The following is a 16,469-nucleotide window of genomic DNA, read 5'->3' as shown; positions in this document are numbered from 1 at the left end:
CCCGAGCGTGTGGCTCCGCGCCGGCCGGTCCGGCCGCTGCGCCGGCAGCTCCCGCCCCGGCCGCCGCCACGGACCCGGGCGAGGCCGCCCGCCGGGCCAAGCTGGCCATGCTCCGCGGGCTGATGGACAGCACGTCCGGCACCGACGGCGGGCCGAGCACGCTGCGCGAGCAGGCGGAGGCGGCGCTGCGGGCCCTGGTGGGGCGCGAGGACGCCGCGCTGCGGGAGGACCAGTGGACCGCCATCGAGGCGCTCGTGGCGTTCCACCGGCGCGCGCTGGTGGTGCAGCGCACCGGGTGGGGCAAGTCCGCCGTCTACTTCGTGGCCACGTCGCTGCTGCGCGCCCGCGGCGCCGGCCCCACGATCATCGTCTCGCCGCTGCTGGCGCTCATGCGCGACCAGATCGCCGCCGCCGCGCGCGCCGGGATCCGGGCGGTGACCATCAACTCGGCCAACGTCACCGAGTGGGACCAGGTGCACGCGCAGATCGCCGCGGGCGAGGTGGACGTGCTGCTGTGCTCGCCGGAGCGGCTCAACAACCCCGGCTTCCGCGACGAGGTGCTGCCGCGGCTGGCCGCCGACGCGGGCCTGGTGGTGGTCGACGAGGCGCACTGCATCTCCGACTGGGGGCACGACTTCCGGCCCGACTACCGCCGCATCCGCACCCTGCTGGCCGACCTGCCCGCGGGCATCCCGGTGCTGGCGACGACGGCGACGGCGAACGCGCGCGTCACGCGCGACGTCGCCGAGCAGCTCGCCGTGCGCGCCGACGGCTCGGCGGCCGACGACGTGCTCGTGCTGCGCGGCGGGCTCGACCGCGAGTCCCTGCACCTGGCGGTGCTCGAGCTCCCCGACCAGCCGACCCGGGTGGCGTGGCTGGCCGAGACGCTCCAGGACGTCGAGGGCTCGGGCATCGTCTACTGCCTGACCGTCTCGGCCGCCGAGCAGGTGGCCGAGCAGCTGCGCTCGGCGGGCCTGGCGGTGGCCGCCTACACCGGGCGCACCGACCCCACGGAGCGGGAGTCGCTCGAGGAGGACCTCAAGGCCAACCGGGTCAAGGCCCTGGTGGCGACCTCCGCGCTCGGCATGGGCTTCGACAAGCCCGACCTCGCGTTCGTCGTCCACCTCGGGGCGCCGAGCTCCCCCATCGCCTACTACCAGCAGGTCGGCCGCGCCGGCCGCGGCGTGGACGACGCGGTCGTCGTGCTGCTGCCCGGCCAGGAGGACCGCGCGATCTGGGACTGGTTCGGCGCCCAGGCGTTCCCGGCCGAGGGGCAGGTGCGGGCCACGCTGGCGGCGCTGACCGCCGCCGGCTCCCCGCTGTCCACGGCGGCGCTGGAGACGCAGGTCGACCTCAAGCGGTCGCGGTTGGAGACCATGCTCAAGGTGCTCGACGTCGACGGCGCGGTGCGCCGCGTGCAGGGCGGCTGGGTCGCCACCGGCCGGGAGTGGGCGTACGACGCTGAGCGCTACGCCCGTGTCGAGGCCGCCCGCGAGGCCGAGCAGGCGGCGATGCTCGACTACGTCGCCACGCCGGGCTGCCGGATGGCGTTCCTGCGCGCCCAGCTGGACGACCCGGAGCTGCCCGACGGCTGGCGCTGCGGGCGCTGCGACCGGTGCGACGGCGTGGCGCTGCCCGAGCCGCCCGACCCGGAGGCCGTGGCCGCCGCCCGGGCGGAGATGGACCGGCCGGGCGTCGAGGTCGAGCCGCGCAAGATGTGGCCCACCGGCCTGGCCTCCCTCGGCCTGGACCTCAAGGGCCGGCTCGGCGCCGACGAGCTCGCCGAGCCCGGGCGCGCCGTCGCGCGGCTCGACGGGCTCGGCTGGTCCGGTCCGCTGCGGGACCTGCTCGCGCCCGGCGCGCCCGACGGCGAGGTGCCCGTGCCGCTGCGCCGCGCGGCGGCGCGCGTGCTCGACGACTGGGACGCCCTGCGGGAGGCCCGCGAGGATCCCGCGGGCGGCGCCCCGGACGCGGGCACCGAGCCGGGCACGGAGACGGGCGCGGAGACGGGCGCGGAGCCGGGCACGGAGCCGAGCGCGGGGGCGGACGGCGCGGCCGAGCGGCGGTTGCTCGTCGAGGGCGTCGTCGCGGTGCGGTCGGTCACCCGGCCGCAGCTGACGTACCACCTGGCGAGCGGGCTCGCGTCGTACCTCGGCGTGCCGCTGATCGGGGCGGTCGGCCCCGCGTCGGGTCAGGAGGAGCCGGGCCGCCACGACGTGAACTCCGCCATGCGCCTGGCCGGGGTGGCCCGGCGCCTGCAGCTCGAGCTGGGCGAGCCCGCGCTGCGCGGCCTGCCGGGGCGCACGGTGCTGCTCGTGGACGACTGGACCGAGTCGGGCTGGACCCTCACGGTCGCCGCCCGGCTGCTGCGCCGGGCCGGCGCCGCGCGCGTGCTGCCGTTCGTGCTCGGCGTGCGCTGAGCCGGCCGGGGCGTCGTCGACCGACGCCCCGGCCACCACCGCTCCGCCGCGCGGCGGAGCGGTGGTGGCCGGGGCCCGGCTAGAAGCAGCCGGTCAGAGCCCCTCGAGGTGCACCGCCTTTCGCACCGTCATCTCGTCCAGCAGGTCGGGCCCGTAGCCGGCACCGCCGCCGCTGCCGCGCCGCGGGTCGGCCGAGCCGCCCGGCGCGCCGCCGAAGACGGCGTTGACCTTCACGGTGCCCACGTCGAGCACGTCGGCCGCGCGCAGCGCGTGGTCGAGCCGCGGCGTGAGCACCGTCGCCGCGAGCCCGTACGCCGAGGCGGACGCGCGGCGCAGCGCCTCGTCGAAGTCGGCCACCCGCACGACCGGCGCCACGGGTCCGAAGGTCTCCTCGCGCAGCAGGGCGACGTCGTCCGGGCAGCGGTCGAGCACCGTGGGCGCGTAGAAGCTGCCCGCCCGCTCGACCCGGTGCCCGCCGGTCACGACCTGCGCCCCGGCCTCGACGGCGGCGCTCACGTGCGCCGCGACGACGGCGAGCTGGTCGTCGTCGACCAGCGGCCCCATCGTCGTCGCCGGGTCGGCGGGGTCGCCCACCACGAGCGCCTCGGCCCGACGCGCCAGCTCGGCGACGAGCGCGTCGGCGACCTCCTCCACCACGTAGACCCGCTCGACCGCGGTGCACAGCTGGCCGGCGTTGGTGAACGCGCCCGTCGCGATCTGCGCGGCCGCCTCGGCAGGGTCGACCCCGGCGTCCACGACGATCGGGTCCTTGCCACCGTTCTCGAGCAGGGCGCGGGCGCCCCGCGCCCCGACGGCGGCGGCGATGCGCCGCCCGGCCGCCGTCGAGCCGACGTGGGCGACCAGCGCGACGTCGTCGTGCTCCACGAGCGCCTGGCCCGTGGTGCCGTCGCCGCTGACCACCTCCAGCACACCGTCGGGCAGCGCTCCGGCGACGAGCTCGGCCAGGCGCACGCCGGGCGCGTCGCTGCGCTCGGACGGCTTGTGCACCACGGTGTTGCCGGTCACCAGCGCGGCGGCGAGCAGGCCGGCGGCGGCCGGGTACGGGTCGTTCCACGGCGTGATGACGGCGACCACGCCACGGGGCTCGCGGCGCACCACGTCGACGGCCGTCGGGTCGCCGGCCAGCACCCGCCCGGCGCGGCCCAGGCCGGTCACGGCCGCCTCCTCGAGCAGGTCGGCGGCGACGGCAGCAGAGTCGCGCGACTCGCCCAGCAGACGCCCCGTGGTGGCGCACAGCAGCGCGCCCAGCTCGTCAGCCGCCGCCCGCACGGCCGCCGCCGCCTCGCGGAGCATCCCGGCGCGCGCGGCGGGCGCGGTCGCCCGCCAGCCGGGGTACGCCGCGCGGGCGGCGCGCACGGCCGCGTCGACCTGCGCGGCGTCGGCGCACTCGACGGCGCGGCCGCGCCCGCCGGTGACGGGGTCGGGCCGCTCGAGGGTTCGCGCGGGCGCCGCGGTGCGGGGTGCGGGGCGGTCAGCGGTCGTGGTCATGGGGCAGGCCTCCTCGACGCCAGGGCGCACGGCGCACGCCGTGCGGGAGCGGCACGAGCCTCCCGCGCGCACGGCGCGCTCGCCATCGATGCCGGCCGCGGCCGGGCGGACGGCGGTTGCGAGCGGGCCGCGCGTGCACGAGAACGGCACCGTGACAGCTCCCCGCACCCCAGCGCCCGAGACCGTGCCCGAGACCGTGCCCGAGGCCGTGCCCGAGGCCGTGCCCGGCGCTGTGCCCCGGTCCGCGCCAGCGCCCGTGCCCGCGCCCCAGAGGCCCGAGGGCGCGACCGGCCCGGACGACCGCATCGCCGTCGTGATCATCACCCGCGACCGGCGCGTCGAGCTGCTGCGCACGCTCGACAGGCTCGCGGCCCTGCCGGAGCGCCCGCACGTCGTCGTGGTGGACAACGGGTCCGGCGACGGGACCGCGGCGGCCGTGCGCGCCGCGCACCCCGACGTGGAGGTCCTCGAGCCGCGCGCGAACCTCGGCGCGGTCGGCCGCAACGTCGGCGTGGAGCACGTCGCGCGGCGCGGCACGCCGTACGTCGCGTTCTGCGACGACGACACCTGGTGGGACCCGGGCTCGCTGCGCCGCGTGGCCGACGCCCTGGACGCCCACCCGCGCCTGGCGGTCGTCACGGCCCGCATCGTCGTCGAGCCGGCCGGGACGGAGGACCCGATCGTGCGGGAGCTGCGCGACTCCCCCGTGCGCCCGAGCGTCCCGCTGCCCGGGCCTGCGCTCGGCAGCTTCCTGGCCGGCGCCTCCGCCGTGCGCGTCAGGGCCTTCCGCGAGGTCGGCGGGTTCTCCCACCGGCTGTGGCTCGGGGGCGAGGAGGAGCTGCTCGCCGCCGACCTCGCCACCGCCGGGTGGGAGCTGTGCTACCTCGAGGACCTCACCGTCCACCACGCCGCCTCCCTGGTGCGCGACCGCCAGTCCCGGGCGCGGGAGGGCATCCGCAACACGCTGTGGTTCACCTGGTTGCGCCGCCCGGTCGCCGCGGCGCTGCGCCGCACGTGGACGGTGGTCCGGGGCCTGCCGCGCACGCGCGCCGCGGCGCTGGGCGTCCTGGACGCGGTCCGCGGCCTGCCGTGGGTGCTGCGCGAGCGGCGCACGCTCCCACCGCGCGTCGAGGCGCGCTTCCGCGCGCTGGAGGAGCCGCAGCGCCGGTCGGCCGCACGCCGGTACGGGATCTGAGGGAGGACGACGTGACCCAGCAGGACACCGCCCCGCAGGACACCGCCCGGCAGGACACCGCCGCCCCCGAGGTGGAGGACCCCCGCGTGTCGGTGGTGGTGATGAGCCGCGACCGGCGCGACGACCTGGCCGCGAGCATGCTGCGCCACCGCGCGCCGGTGGTATTCGTCGACAACGCCTCGGCGGACGGCAGCCCCGAGGTGGTGCGGCGCGTGCGCCCCGACGCCCGCGTCGTGCGGCTGCGGGAGAACGTCGGCGCCGTCGCGCGCAACGTGGGCGTCCGCGAGGCGGCGACGCCGTACGTCGCGTTCGCCGACGACGACTCGTGGTGGGCGCCCGGCGCGCTGGCCGCTGCCGCCGACCTCCTCGAAGCGAACCCGCGGGTGGCGGTCGTGCAGGCACGCATCCTGGTCGGGCCGCAGGAACGCGAGGACTCCTTCATGGCCGTGCTGCGCGACTCGCCCCTGGAGCAGGGTGAGCTGCCCGGCCCGCGGCTGCTCGGCTTCGTCGCGTGCGGTGCCGTGGTGCGGCGCACCGACTTCCTCGCCGCCGGCGGGTTCGACCCGGCCGTGCCGTTCCCGGGCGAGGAGGAGCCCCTGACGCTGCGGCTTGCCGCCCTCGGCCGCGCCGTCGTCTACGCCGACCACCTCGTGGCCCACCACCACCCGGCGACGTCGCGCCACTCCCCCGACGCCCGCCGTCGCGCCGTCGCCCGCTCGACCCTCACCAGCGCCCTGCTCCTGCGCCCCTGGCGGGTCGTCGGCGCCCGCCTGCGCGCCTCGCTGCGGGCCGGCGGCACCGCAGACCTTGCCGCGGCCCTTCCGACGGCCCGGCAGGCGGTCTCGGCGCTGCGCCGTCGGCGGCGGCTGCCCGAGGCCGTCGAGCGCGACCTGCGGGTCGTCGGCCAGGGCTGAGGCGGCGTCGGCGCCGCCGCGCCGGACCCGGAGGCACTGGACCCGGAGGCACTGGACCCGGAGGCACCGGCGCTTGGCACACTATTCTGACGGCGCCGGGTGCCCCGCGGGCGGGTCGGCGCGCGCGATCCGCTCGAGGGCGTCCGCGACCTGCGCCACGGGGGCGCGGGTGTCGACGACGGCGGACGCGACGGCGCGCAGCCGCGGCTCCAGGGTCGCGACGTGGTGCAGCACCGTCGCCCGGCCCAGCGCGTCCTTGCCGAAGGGGTTGTCGGTGCGCTGCGCGATGCGCGCGAGCAGCAGCTCGGCCGGCGCGGTGAGCAGGACGACGGCGGCGAACCGGTGGTACAGGCGGGCCTGGTTCACCACCGTGCCCGCCACGAAGAGGGTGGCCGCCGCCGAAGCGCCGTCGGCGACCGGCACCGTGCCGGGACGGCCGACGAGGTGGCCGTCGAGCAGGGCGGCCACGCGGCCGAGGTCCCACTCCTGCGCCCAGCCGATCGGCGTCCCGGGGTCCGGCAGCAGCCGGCTGTAGCCGTCGTGGTCGAGGTCGACGGTGCGATGGCCGCGGGCGGCGAGCTCGCGCAGCGCCGTCGTCTTGCCGGCGCCGGGCATCCCGGTCAGCAGGACGGCACGCCGGGAGGGCCGCGCGTGGCCGTCGGACGCCGTGGCGTCCCGTCGCCCGCCGGCCACGCCCGGCCCCGCGGGTCCTAGTGGAACCGCCCGCGCACGGCCTCGCCGTGCGCCGGCAGGTCCTCGTCGCCGGCGAGCGCGACGATGCGGTCGGCGAGCTCGCCGAGCGCGTCGCGGGAGTACTCGATGACCTGCACCGGCTTGAGGAACGACAGCACGCCCAGCGCGCTGGCGTACCGGGCGGTGCCGCCGGTGGGCAGCACGTGGTTGGACCCGGCCATGTAGTCGCCGAGCGACACGGGCGACCACGGCCCGACGAAGATCGCGCCGGCGTTGCGGACCCGGTCCGCGAGCGCCGCGGCGTCGGCGGTCTGGATCTCGAGGTGCTCGGCGCCGTAGGCGTCGACCACCGCCAGCCCCTGCTCGAGGTCCTCGACCAGGACGATGGCCGACTGCGGGCCGCCGAGCGCCTGCAGCACGCGGGCCGAGTGCTTGGTCGCGTCGGCGAGGTCCACGAGCCGCGCCTCGACCGCGGAGGCCAGCTCGACCGAGGGCGTGACCAGCACGGACGCCGCCATGGGGTCGTGCTCGGCCTGGCTGATGAGGTCGAGGGCGACGTGCCCCGGGTCGGCCGTCGCGTCGGCGAGGACGGCGATCTCCGTGGGGCCGGCCTCGGCGTCGATCCCGACGACGCCGCGCACGAGGCGCTTGGCCGCGGCGACGTACACGTTGCCCGGCCCGGTGATGACGTCGACCGGCTCGCACAGCACGGCGCCGTCCTGCGGCTCGCTGCCCTCGGCGCCGTAGGCGAACATCGCGACGGCCTGCGCCCCGCCGACGGCGTAGACCTCGCCGACCCCGAGCAGCGCGCACGCGGCGAGGATCGTGGGGTGCGGCAGGCCGCCGTGCTCCTTCTGCGGCGGCGAGGCGACGGCCAGGCCCGACACGCCGGCCTCCTGCGCCGCGACGACGTTCATGATCACCGACGAGGGGTAGACCGCCAGGCCGCCGGGCGCGTACAGGCCCACCCGCTCGACCGGCACGTAGCGCTGGCGGACGACTGCGCCGTCGGCGAGCGTCGTCGCGTGCTCGGGCGGCACCTGCGCGGCGTGCACCATCCGCACCCGCCGGATCGCCTCCTCCAGCGCCGCGCGGACGCGGGCGTCGAGGCCGGTGAGCGCGTCGGCGAGCGCGGCCGCCGGCACGCGCAGGCTCCCGGGCCGCACGCCGTCGAACCGCTCGGCGATGTCCCGCAGGGCCGCCGCGCCGCGCCGGCGCACGTCGGTGACGATCGGCTCGACGGACGCGAGCGCCTCGTCGACGCCGACCTCGGCCCGGGGCACGACCGCGAGGAGCTCCCGGCGGGAGAGGGTCTGGCCACGGAGGTCGATGCGCTGGATCACCCGGCCAGTCTAGGCGGGGAGAATGGGGGTCATGAGCCGCCCCAGCGCCCCGCCCGTGCCGATCCGCGACGACGTCATCCGGCTCGGGCAGTTCCTCAAGCTCGCCGGCCTCGCCGAGACCGGGACGCACGCGCGCGACCTGGTCACGGACGGCGAGGTCCGGGTCAACGGTGAGGTGGAGACGCGTCGCGGGCGCCAGCTCGTGCGCGGCGACGTCGTGACGGTCAGCGGGCCGCAGGGCGAGGAGTCGGCGCAGGTCGGCTGACCGGCGCGACCGTCAGTCCATGTAGGTGCTGGCCATCGCGCGGTCGGCCACGAGCCGCAGCACCACGCGCAGCGGGTCGGGCTCGAGCCGGTGGTAGCGCCGCTCGTGGCGCGCGACGGCGTCCGCCACCGCCTCGGGGGACTCGTCGACCTCGACAGTGCCCTCGAGCGTGAGCCACCGGCCGCCGTCGACCTGGCACAGCGCCGCGCGCGGCGGCGCGCCCGACGGCGCGCGGCGCCGGGCGTTGGCGGCCTTGGCCGAGGTGCGCTGGGTGGTCATCAGGGCGACGCCGCGTGCGGCGTCCCAGGTGAACCGCACCGGCGTCACGTGCGGCGAGCCGTCTGCGCGCAGCGTGGTGAGCGTGGCCAGGTGCCGCTCGGTGACGAAGACGAGCTGTTCGGGGTTCAGGCGCAGCACGGGCCGAGCGTAGCCGCGCCCCGTGCTCCCCGGGCGCTCAGGCGCCGGCGCCGAACCCGTCGGTGAGCAGCCGCGGCACGTCGCCGCCGGGCCCGGCCGCCAGCATCGCCTCGAGCACGCGGCGCTCGTGCGGCACCACGGGGTCGGGCAGCGCGTCGAGCGGGAACCAGCGCACCGCCGCCGCCTTCGCCGCCTCGACCCGGCGCGGCGTGCCCTCCCACCGCGTGGCCGCGAAGAAGACGTCCATGCGCTGCTCCAGCGCCGGGCCGCCCGGCTGCCCGCGGTGCATCACGGTGAGCGGCACGAGGTCCGCCTCGCCGACCGCCACGTCGAGCTCCTCCCGGGCCTCGCGGACGGCCGCGGCGACCACCGACTCCCCCGGCTCGACGTGCCCGGCCGCGGCGGCGGCCCAGTGCCCGTCCATGAAGCCGGTGCCCCGCCGCAGCTGCAGCAGGACCTCGCGCCGCGCCTCGCCGGCGGCGTCGCGCAGCAGGTAGACGTAGGCCGCCGGCACGACGCGGAAGCGGTGGTCCGCCGTCCCGTCGTCCCAGCCGCCGCGGGCCACGCCCGGCCCCGTCTCCGTCACCGGCGCTGCTTCCGGCGTCGTCCCCGGCCCCGTCCCCGACCCGGCGCCGCTCACCCGAGGCAGCTCGGGCCGAGCAGCGCCTTGAGGTCGCCGAACAGCGCCGGCGACTTCTCCACGCGCAGGGTGTCGGCGGCGCGCACGACGGTGCGCTTGCCCGGCTCGGCGACGGTCACGTGCACCTCGGCCGACCCCGGGTGGGTGGCGAGCACCTCGCGCAGCCGCGCCATGGTGGGCTCGATGCAGCGCGTGTGCGGCACGGTCACCTGGACCGGCGCGTCGGCGACGGCCGAGGTGTCGGGCAGCGACACCTCCATGGCCTGCAGCGACAGCTGGTCGTCGCGCCGCCGGACCCGCCCGCGGATGGCGACCACCTGGTCCTCCGCCAGCGCCGTGGAGTACGCCAGATACGTCTCGCCGAAGAACATCACCTCGACCGAGCCCTCGAGGTCCTCGAGCGTCACCGCGGCCCACGGGTTGCCGTTCTTGCTCATCTTGCGCTGCAGCGAGGTGATGAGGCCGGCGACGGTGACCACCGAGTTCTCGGCCCGGCCCTCGTCCGTGACCAGCGAGGCGATCGAGGTGTCCGCCGAGCGCGCGAGCACGTGCTCGAGCCCGGACAGCGGGTGGTCGGACACGTACAGGCCGAGCATCTCGCGCTCGAACGCGAGCTTCTGCTTCTTCTCCCAGTCGGGCAGGTCGGGCACCTCGACGGCGAAGGACACGGCCGGCTCGTCCTCGCCGCCGAAGCCGGCGAAGAGGTCGAACTGGCCCTCCGCCTCCTTGCGCTTGACGGAGATGACCGAGTCCACCGCCTGCTCGTGCACCACGAGCAGCGCGCGCCGGGTGTGGCCGAGCGAGTCGAACGCGCCGGCCTTGATCAGCGACTCGATGGTGCGCTTGTTGCACACCACGGCCGGCACCTTGTCCAGGAAGTCGGTGAAGGAGGTGAAGGCGCCCTTCTCCTCGCGGGCGGCGATGATCGCCTCGACCACGTTGGTGCCCACGTTGCGCACGCCGGACAGGCCGAAGCGGATGTCGTCGCCGACGGCGGTGAACTTGGCGGCGGAGTCGTTGACGTCCGGCGGCAGCACCGTGATGTGCATCCGGCGGCACTCGTTGAGGTAGAGGGCGAGCTTGTCCTTGTCCTCTCGGGTGGACTGCAGCAGGCCCGCCATGTACTCGGCCGGGTAGTTCGCCTTGAGGTAGGCCGTCCAGTACGACACCAGGCCGTACCCGGCGGAGTGCGCCTTGTTGAAGGCGTAGCCGGCGAACGGCACGAGGGTGTCCCACACCGCCTGGATCGCGCCGTCGGAGTAGCCCCGCTCGCGCATGCCCGCCTGGAAGGGCACGAACTCCTTGTCGAGGATCTCCTTCTTCTTCTTGCCCATCGCGCGGCGCAGCAGGTCGGCCTGGCCGAGCGAGTAGCCAGCGAGCACCTGCGCGGCCTTCTGCACCTGCTCCTGGTAGACGATCAGGCCGTAGGTGGTGTCGAGGACCTCCGCGAGCGGCTCGGCCAGCTCCGGGTGGATCGGCGTGATCTGCTGCAGGCCGTTCTTGCGCAGCGCGTAGTTGGTGTGGGAGTTCATGCCCATCGGCCCGGGCCGGTACAGGGCGATGACGGCGGAGATGTCCTCGAAGTTGTCCGGGCGCATCTGGCGCAGCAGGGCGCGCATCGGCCCGCCGTCGAGCTGGAACACGCCCAGCGTGTCGCCGCGGCCGAGCAGCTCGTACGTCGGCTTGTCGTCGAGCGGGACGTGCTCGATCGCGACCGGCTCCTTGCCGTTGTTCACGATGTTCTCGAGCGCGTCGTCGAGGATCGTGAGGTTGCGCAGCCCGAGGAAGTCCATCTTGATCAGGCCCAGGCCCTCGGACGTCGGGTAGTCGAACTGCGTGATGACCGCGCCGTCCTGCGGGCGCTTCATGATCGGGATGATGTCGATCAGCGGCTCGCTCGACATGATGACGCCCGCCGCGTGCACGCCCCACTGCCGCTTCAGGCCCTCGATGCCGCGCGCGAGCTCGACGACGCGCTGCGCCTCCGGGTCGGTGTCGTGCACCTGGCGGAACTCGCCCGCCTCGGGGTAGCGCGGGTGCTGCGGGTCGAAGATGCCCGACAGCGGGATGTCCTTGCCCATCACCGCCGGCGGCATCGCCTTGGTGAGCTTCTCCCCCATCGCGAACGGCATGCCGAGCAGGCGGGCGGAGTCCTTGATGGCCTGCTTGGCCTTGATCGTGCCGTAGGTGACGATCTGGGCCACGCGGTCCGAGCCGTACTTCTCGGTGACGTACTTGATCGCCTCGCCGCGCCGGCGCTCGTCGAAGTCGACGTCGACGTCGGGCATCGACACGCGCTCGGGGTTGAGGAAGCGCTCGAAGATCAGCCCGTGCTCGAGCGGGTCGAGCTCGGTGATGCCCATGAGGTAGGCGACCATCGAGCCGGCGGCGGACCCACGGCCCGGCCCCACGCGGATGCCCTGGGACTTGGACCAGTTGATGAAGTCGGCGACCACGAGGAAGTACCCCGGGAAGCCCATCTGGATGATGACGTCGACCTCGTACTTGGCCTGGGCCCGCACGGCGTCGGACGCGCCCTGCGGGTAGCGCCGCTCGATCCCTCGCTCGACCTCCTTGACGAACCACGAGATCTCGTCCTCGCCCTCGGGGACGGGGAACTTCGGCATGTAGTTCGCCTTGGTGTCGAACGAGACGTCGCACTTCTCGGCGATGAGCAGGGTGTTGCTCACGGCCTCCGGCAGCTCCCGGAACAGGTGCGCCATCTCCGCCGACGACTTCACGTAGTACCCGGTGCCGTCGAACTTGAAGCGGTTGGGGTCGTCCAGCGTCGAGCCGGAGTTGATCGCGAGCAGCGCCTCCTGGCTCGTCGCGTCCTCCTCCTTGACGTAGTGGAGGTCGTTGGTGGCGACCAGGGGCGCGCCGATCTCCTTCGCCAGGCGCAGCAGGTCCTGGGTGACCCGGGTCTCGATCTCCAGGCCGTGGTCCATCAGCTCGACGTAGAAGTCGTCCTTGCCGAAGATGTCCTGCAGCTCGCCGGCCGCGCGCAGCGCCTCGTCCCACTGGCCCAGGCGCAGGCGGGTCTGGATCTCGCCGGACGGGCAGCCGGTCGTGGCCATCAGGCCCGGGCTGTAGCGCTCGAGCAGCTCGCGGTCCATGCGCGGCCACTTGCCCATCTGCCCCTCGAGCGACGCCAGCGACGACGCCCGGAACAGGTTGTGCATGCCCTCGTTGTTCTTGGCCCACAGCGTCATGTGGGTGTACGCGCCGCGGGCCGAGACGTCGTCGGCCTCCTGCCCCTGCTGGCCGTAGCGCACGCGCGTCTGGTCGAAGCGGCTGGTGCCCGGGGTGATGTACGCCTCGACGCCGATGATGGGCTTGATGCCCTTCTTCGTCGCCTGCGACCAGAACTCGAAGGCGCCGAACAGGTACCCGTGGTCGGTGATCGCCACGGCCTTCTGCCCCTGCCGGGCGACCTCGTCGACGAGGTCCCCGATGCGCGCCGCCCCGTCGAGCATCGAGAACTCGGTGTGCACGTGCAGGTGGACGAAGTCCGGCGAGTCTGGCATGCGGTCGAGTCTAGGAGCCTCCACCGACAGCCGGGACCGCCGCGGCCGGCACGCGGCCGGCGTGCCGGCGGGCGCGTCAGCGGTACGCCGCGCGGACCGTCTCCAGCGCGTGCGCGAGGTCCTGCGGGTACTCGCTGGTGACCTCGACCCACCGGCCGGTCAGCGGGTGCGCGAAGCCCAGCCGCACGGCGTGCAGCCACTGGCGCGTCAGCCCCACCTTCGAGGCCAGGACCGGGTCGGCGCCGTACGTGAGGTCCCCGACGAGCGGGTGGCGCAGGGCGGAGAAGTGCACGCGGATCTGGTGGGTGCGGCCCGTCTCCAGGTGCACCTCCACCAGCGAGGCGGCCGGCAGCATCTCCAGCACCTCGTAGTGGGTCACCGACGGCTTGCCGTCGGCGACGACGGCGAACTTGTAGTCGGCGCTCGGGTGCCGGCCGATCGGCGCGTCCACCGTGCCCACCGTCGGCTCCGGGTGCCCCTGCGCGAGCGCGTGGTAGACCTTGTCGACCGTGCGCTCCTTGAACGCCCGCTTGAGCGCCGAGTACGCCGCCTCGCTCTTGGCCACGACCATGAGCCCCGACGTCCCCACGTCCAGGCGGTGCACGATGCCCTGACGCTCGGCGGCGCCCGAGGTGGAGACGCGGTAGCCGGCCGCGGCGAGCGCGCCGACCACCGTCGGACCCGTCCAGCCCGGCGACGGGTGCGCCGCGACGCCGACCGGCTTGTCCACGACGACGACGTCGTCGTCCTCGTAGGCGATGCCCATCCCGGGCACGGGCTCGGGCTCCGGCGCGGCCTGCGCGCGCGGGTCCGGCACGTCCACCTCCAGCCAGCCGCCGGCTGGCAGCCGGTCGGACTTGCCGACCTCGCGCCCGTCGAGGCGTACCGAGCCGGCCGCGGCGAGCTCGGCGGCCTGGGTGCGCGAGAACCCGAGCATGCGCGCCAGCGCCGCGTCGACGCGCTCGCCGGCGAGCCCGTCGGGCACCGGCAGCGTGCGCAGCGCCATCAGGGCTCCTCGGACCGCTCGACCGGCCGTGCCGGCCCGTCGGCGCCGACCTCGCCGGCGCCGCGGGGCGCGGCCTCGGTGGGCGCGGCCTCGGCGGGCGCCGCCCCCGCGCGCTCCTGCCCGTCGTGGTCCTCGCCCTCGCGCCGCCCGTCCACGCCGATGCCGCGCAGCGACAGCACGATGATCAGCGCGGCGGCCGCCACGATGGCGATGTCCGCGACGTTGCCGACGAAGAACCCGGCGTAGTCGATGAAGTCGACGACGTGGCCCTGGGCGAAGCCGGGGTCGCGCGCGAGCCGGTCGACGAGGTTGCCGAGGGCCCCGCCGAGCAGCATGCCGAGCGCCACCGCCCAGCCGCGCGAGCCGATGCGGCGCAGCTGGCGCACGATGACCGCGACGACCACCACCACGACGATGGTCAGCAGCCACGTCATGCCCCCGCCGATGGACAGCGCGGCGCCGTCGTTGAAGATCAGCCGGAACGACAGCAGGTCGCCGACCAGCCGGACGGGCTCGTCGCCGTGGACGAGCGCCGACAGCGCCCACCACTTCGTGAGCTGGTCGGCCGCCAGGACGACGACGGTCAGGACGACGGCGAGCGCGGTCAGGCGCCGCGACCGGGCGGACGCCTGCGGGGCGGGGGTTCTGGACATCGCCCGCCAGTCTAGGGGCGCCGGGCGGCGCCCGGGCTCAGCGGCTCAGCGCCGCTCCTCGCGCGCCTTCGCCTCGACGGAGAGGGTCGCGCGCGGGAACGCCTGCAGCCGCGCCTTGCCGATGGGCAGCCCCGTGATCTCGCACGTGGCGTAGGTGCCCGCCTTGATGCGGTCGATCGCGTGGCGCGTCTGGGCCAGCAGGTCCCGCAGGTTGTTGACCAGCGTCAGCTCGTGCTCGCGCTCCAGCGCGCTCGAGCCGTAGTCGGCCTGGTCGTCGCCGGCCCCGTCGCCGGAGTTGCGCAGCAGGTCGCTGAGCTCGCGGTCCGCGGCGGCGAGCTCGGCCTCGAGCCGGCCGCGGTCCTCGAGCAGCAGTGCGGCGAGCTCCTCGATCTCGGCGAGGGTCCAGGGCTCCTCGCCGTCGCGGACCGGGAAGCTGCGCACGTCGCGAGCGAGGTTCGGGAAGGTCTGGGAGATCGCGGCACGCGCGGTGGTCGAGAGCTTCGTCATCGCTGCCCCTTGTCGGCCCGCTCCTCGCCCGGCTGGCTACGGAGTCCCCGCAGCGTAAGTGCGCGGACGGGCCCGCACAACCCACGTCGCACACGGGGTGCGGGTGGTTGTGCGGGCCCGTCCGGACGGGGTCTGAGGTGACCCGCGACCGCGGCCTGCGCGGCCGTCGGCGTGCCGTCAGATCTGCGGCGTGGAGGCCTGCGCGTTGTTGCGGGGCGGGAGCGCCGAGCCGCGGGCGTCGAGGTCGCCGAGCAGGTTCTGCAGGAAGCTCTTGAGGCGGGTGCGGTAGTCGCGCTCGAAGAGGCGCAGCTCGTCGATCTTGCGCTCCAGGAGCGAGCGCTCCTGCTCGAGCTGCGACAGCGTGCGGTGGCTGGTCTCCTCCGCCTCGCGGACGATGCGCGCCCCCTCGGCCTTGGCCTCGGAGATCAGGCGGTCGCCCTCCTCCTGGCCCGAGCGCACGTAGTCGTCGTGCAGCTTCTGGGCCAGCTGGAGCATCCCGGTGGCCGACTCGGGCTCGGCCGCCTTCTGCACCGGGGCCGGGGCCGGGGTGGGTGCCGGGGCCGGGGCGGCGACAGGGGCGGGCTGCGAGGCGGCGGCGGCGTCGGAGCGGGACAGCTCGGCGACCCGGCGCTCGGCGGCGGCGAGCTTCGACCGGAGGTCGTCGTTCTCCTCCTGGACGGCCGTGAGGGTCCTCACCACCTCGTCGAGGAAGTCGTCGACCTCCTCCACGTCGTAGCCCTCGCGGAACTTCGTCGCCGAGAACTTCTTGTTGAGGATGTCCTCTGCTGTCAGCAGCGCCATCGTGTGTCACCTCGTTGCCGTCGGTTGTCCGGTCGTCGGTGACCCACGGTAGCGGACGACCTCTCGCGAAGCGGCGCGCAGACCAGCGCGTCGGCGTGCCGCACACGATTCCTGCACAAGCAGGTGGCCGCCGCGGGCCGGCTCAGCTCGCGCCGAGCCGCGTGAAGACGTTGGACGCCACCAGGACGACGAAGAACAGGATCATGAAGCCGAGGTCCAGCCCCACGTTGCCGAGCCGCAGGGGCGGGATCACGCGGCGCAGGGCCCGCAGCGGCGGGTCGGTCACCGTGTAGACGCCCTCGGCGAGGACGAGCACGACACCACGGGGGCGCCAGTCGCGCGCGAAGTACTGGACCCAGTCGAGCACCATGCGCACGACCAGGCACAGCAGGTACAGCCACAGGACCAGCCCGATCAGGCTGAAGATCACGCTCACGAGCACCAACCTACGGGATCGCGCGGCTCCCGGCGGCGGGGCGCGGCGGGCGGTGCCGCCGAAGCCCCGGGCACGACGACGGCGGGCACCCCCGCGGGGTGCCCGCCGTCGGACGTCGGGTGCGGCGGCCGGGCCGTCGGCGC

At 75.5% G+C, this 16,469-nt stretch carries 15 protein-coding genes; 4 read left to right on the top strand and 11 right to left on the bottom strand.

From position 1 onward, the window contains the following. Positions 1 to 107: 107 nt before the first annotated feature. Positions 108 to 2,420, top strand: coding sequence for a RecQ family ATP-dependent DNA helicase (locus tag GSF02_RS14385; protein WP_159797701.1), 2,313 nt, complete (start codon positions 108 to 110; stop codon positions 2,418 to 2,420). Between the two features lie 93 nt (positions 2,421 to 2,513). On the opposite strand, the gene GSF02_RS14380 is transcribed toward GSF02_RS14385, so the two are convergent. Beyond that, positions 2,514 to 3,929: an aldehyde dehydrogenase family protein gene (locus tag GSF02_RS14380; protein ID WP_159797687.1), complete on the bottom strand. Its 1,416-nt coding sequence runs from the start codon at positions 3,927 to 3,929 to the stop codon at positions 2,514 to 2,516. Positions 3,930 to 4,080: 151 nt separating this feature from the next. On the opposite strand from GSF02_RS14380, the gene GSF02_RS14375 reads away from it, so the two are divergent. Then, a complete protein-coding gene (locus tag GSF02_RS14375; protein ID WP_235915586.1) occupies positions 4,081 to 5,124 on the top strand; it encodes a glycosyltransferase family 2 protein in 1,044 nt (347 codons plus the stop codon). Between the two features lie 11 nt (positions 5,125 to 5,135). After that, a complete protein-coding gene (locus GSF02_RS14370) occupies positions 5,136 to 6,038 on the top strand; it encodes a glycosyltransferase family 2 protein (RefSeq protein ID WP_201308941.1) in 903 nt (300 codons plus the stop codon). 81 nt (positions 6,039 to 6,119) lie between these two features. Here GSF02_RS14370 and GSF02_RS14365 read toward each other — a convergent pair whose 3' ends face one another. Both GSF02_RS14365 and hisD read right to left on the bottom strand, forming a co-directional pair. Next, positions 6,120 to 6,731: an AAA family ATPase gene (locus GSF02_RS14365; protein ID WP_159797685.1), complete on the bottom strand. Its 612-nt coding sequence runs from the start codon at positions 6,729 to 6,731 to the stop codon at positions 6,120 to 6,122. A 17-nt stretch (positions 6,732 to 6,748) separates the two neighbouring features. Then, entirely contained in the window at positions 6,749 to 8,074 is a 1,326-nt protein-coding gene (gene hisD / locus GSF02_RS14360; RefSeq protein ID WP_159797683.1) for a histidinol dehydrogenase, read from the bottom strand. A 31-nt stretch (positions 8,075 to 8,105) separates the two neighbouring features. On the opposite strand from hisD, the gene GSF02_RS14355 reads away from it, so the two are divergent. After that, a complete protein-coding gene (locus tag GSF02_RS14355) occupies positions 8,106 to 8,339 on the top strand; it encodes an RNA-binding S4 domain-containing protein (RefSeq protein ID WP_159797681.1) in 234 nt (77 codons plus the stop codon). 12 nt (positions 8,340 to 8,351) lie between these two features. On the opposite strand, the gene GSF02_RS14350 is transcribed toward GSF02_RS14355, so the two are convergent. The 8 genes from GSF02_RS14350 to GSF02_RS14315 form a co-directional block, all read right to left on the bottom strand. Beyond that, positions 8,352 to 8,756, bottom strand: a complete 405-nt coding sequence (locus GSF02_RS14350; protein WP_159797679.1) for a pyridoxamine 5'-phosphate oxidase family protein — start codon at positions 8,754 to 8,756, stop codon at positions 8,352 to 8,354. Positions 8,757 to 8,793: 37 nt separating this feature from the next. After that, the gene (locus tag GSF02_RS14345) at positions 8,794 to 9,342 is read right to left on the bottom strand and encodes an NUDIX domain-containing protein (RefSeq protein WP_235915585.1); all 549 of its coding nucleotides are present in this window, start codon (positions 9,340 to 9,342) and stop codon (positions 8,794 to 8,796) included. Between the two features lie 50 nt (positions 9,343 to 9,392). Then, positions 9,393 to 12,923, bottom strand: coding sequence for a DNA polymerase III subunit alpha (dnaE, locus tag GSF02_RS14340; protein WP_159797677.1), 3,531 nt, complete (start codon positions 12,921 to 12,923; stop codon positions 9,393 to 9,395). Between the two features lie 76 nt (positions 12,924 to 12,999). Next, positions 13,000 to 13,929 (bottom strand): RluA family pseudouridine synthase, encoded by a 930-nt coding sequence (locus tag GSF02_RS14335; protein ID WP_159797675.1) that lies wholly within the window; start codon positions 13,927 to 13,929, stop codon positions 13,000 to 13,002. After that, positions 13,929 to 14,582, bottom strand: coding sequence for a signal peptidase II (locus GSF02_RS14330; protein ID WP_159797673.1), 654 nt, complete (start codon positions 14,580 to 14,582; stop codon positions 13,929 to 13,931). The genes GSF02_RS14335 and GSF02_RS14330 overlap by 1 nt, the downstream gene beginning before the upstream one ends. 45 nt (positions 14,583 to 14,627) lie before the next feature. Then, positions 14,628 to 15,089, bottom strand: a complete 462-nt coding sequence (locus tag GSF02_RS14325; protein WP_159797671.1) for a TraR/DksA family transcriptional regulator — start codon at positions 15,087 to 15,089, stop codon at positions 14,628 to 14,630. 177 nt (positions 15,090 to 15,266) lie between these two features. Beyond that, positions 15,267 to 15,890 carry a DivIVA domain-containing protein gene (locus tag GSF02_RS14320; RefSeq protein WP_159797669.1) on the bottom strand — a complete coding sequence of 208 codons (624 nt, stop codon included), beginning with the start codon at positions 15,888 to 15,890 and terminating at the stop codon, positions 15,267 to 15,269. A 142-nt stretch (positions 15,891 to 16,032) separates the two neighbouring features. Further along, the gene (locus GSF02_RS14315; protein ID WP_159797667.1) at positions 16,033 to 16,326 is read right to left on the bottom strand and encodes a YggT family protein; all 294 of its coding nucleotides are present in this window, start codon (positions 16,324 to 16,326) and stop codon (positions 16,033 to 16,035) included. Positions 16,327 to 16,469: the final 143 nt, after the last annotated feature.

The organism is Puerhibacterium puerhi, from assembly GCF_009846865.1.
In the GTDB taxonomy this organism is placed as follows: domain Bacteria; phylum Actinomycetota; class Actinomycetes; order Actinomycetales; family Cellulomonadaceae; genus Puerhibacterium; species Puerhibacterium puerhi.
The sequence above is the reverse complement of the archived record's forward strand: the minus strand, read 5'-3'. Positions and strand labels throughout refer to the sequence as shown.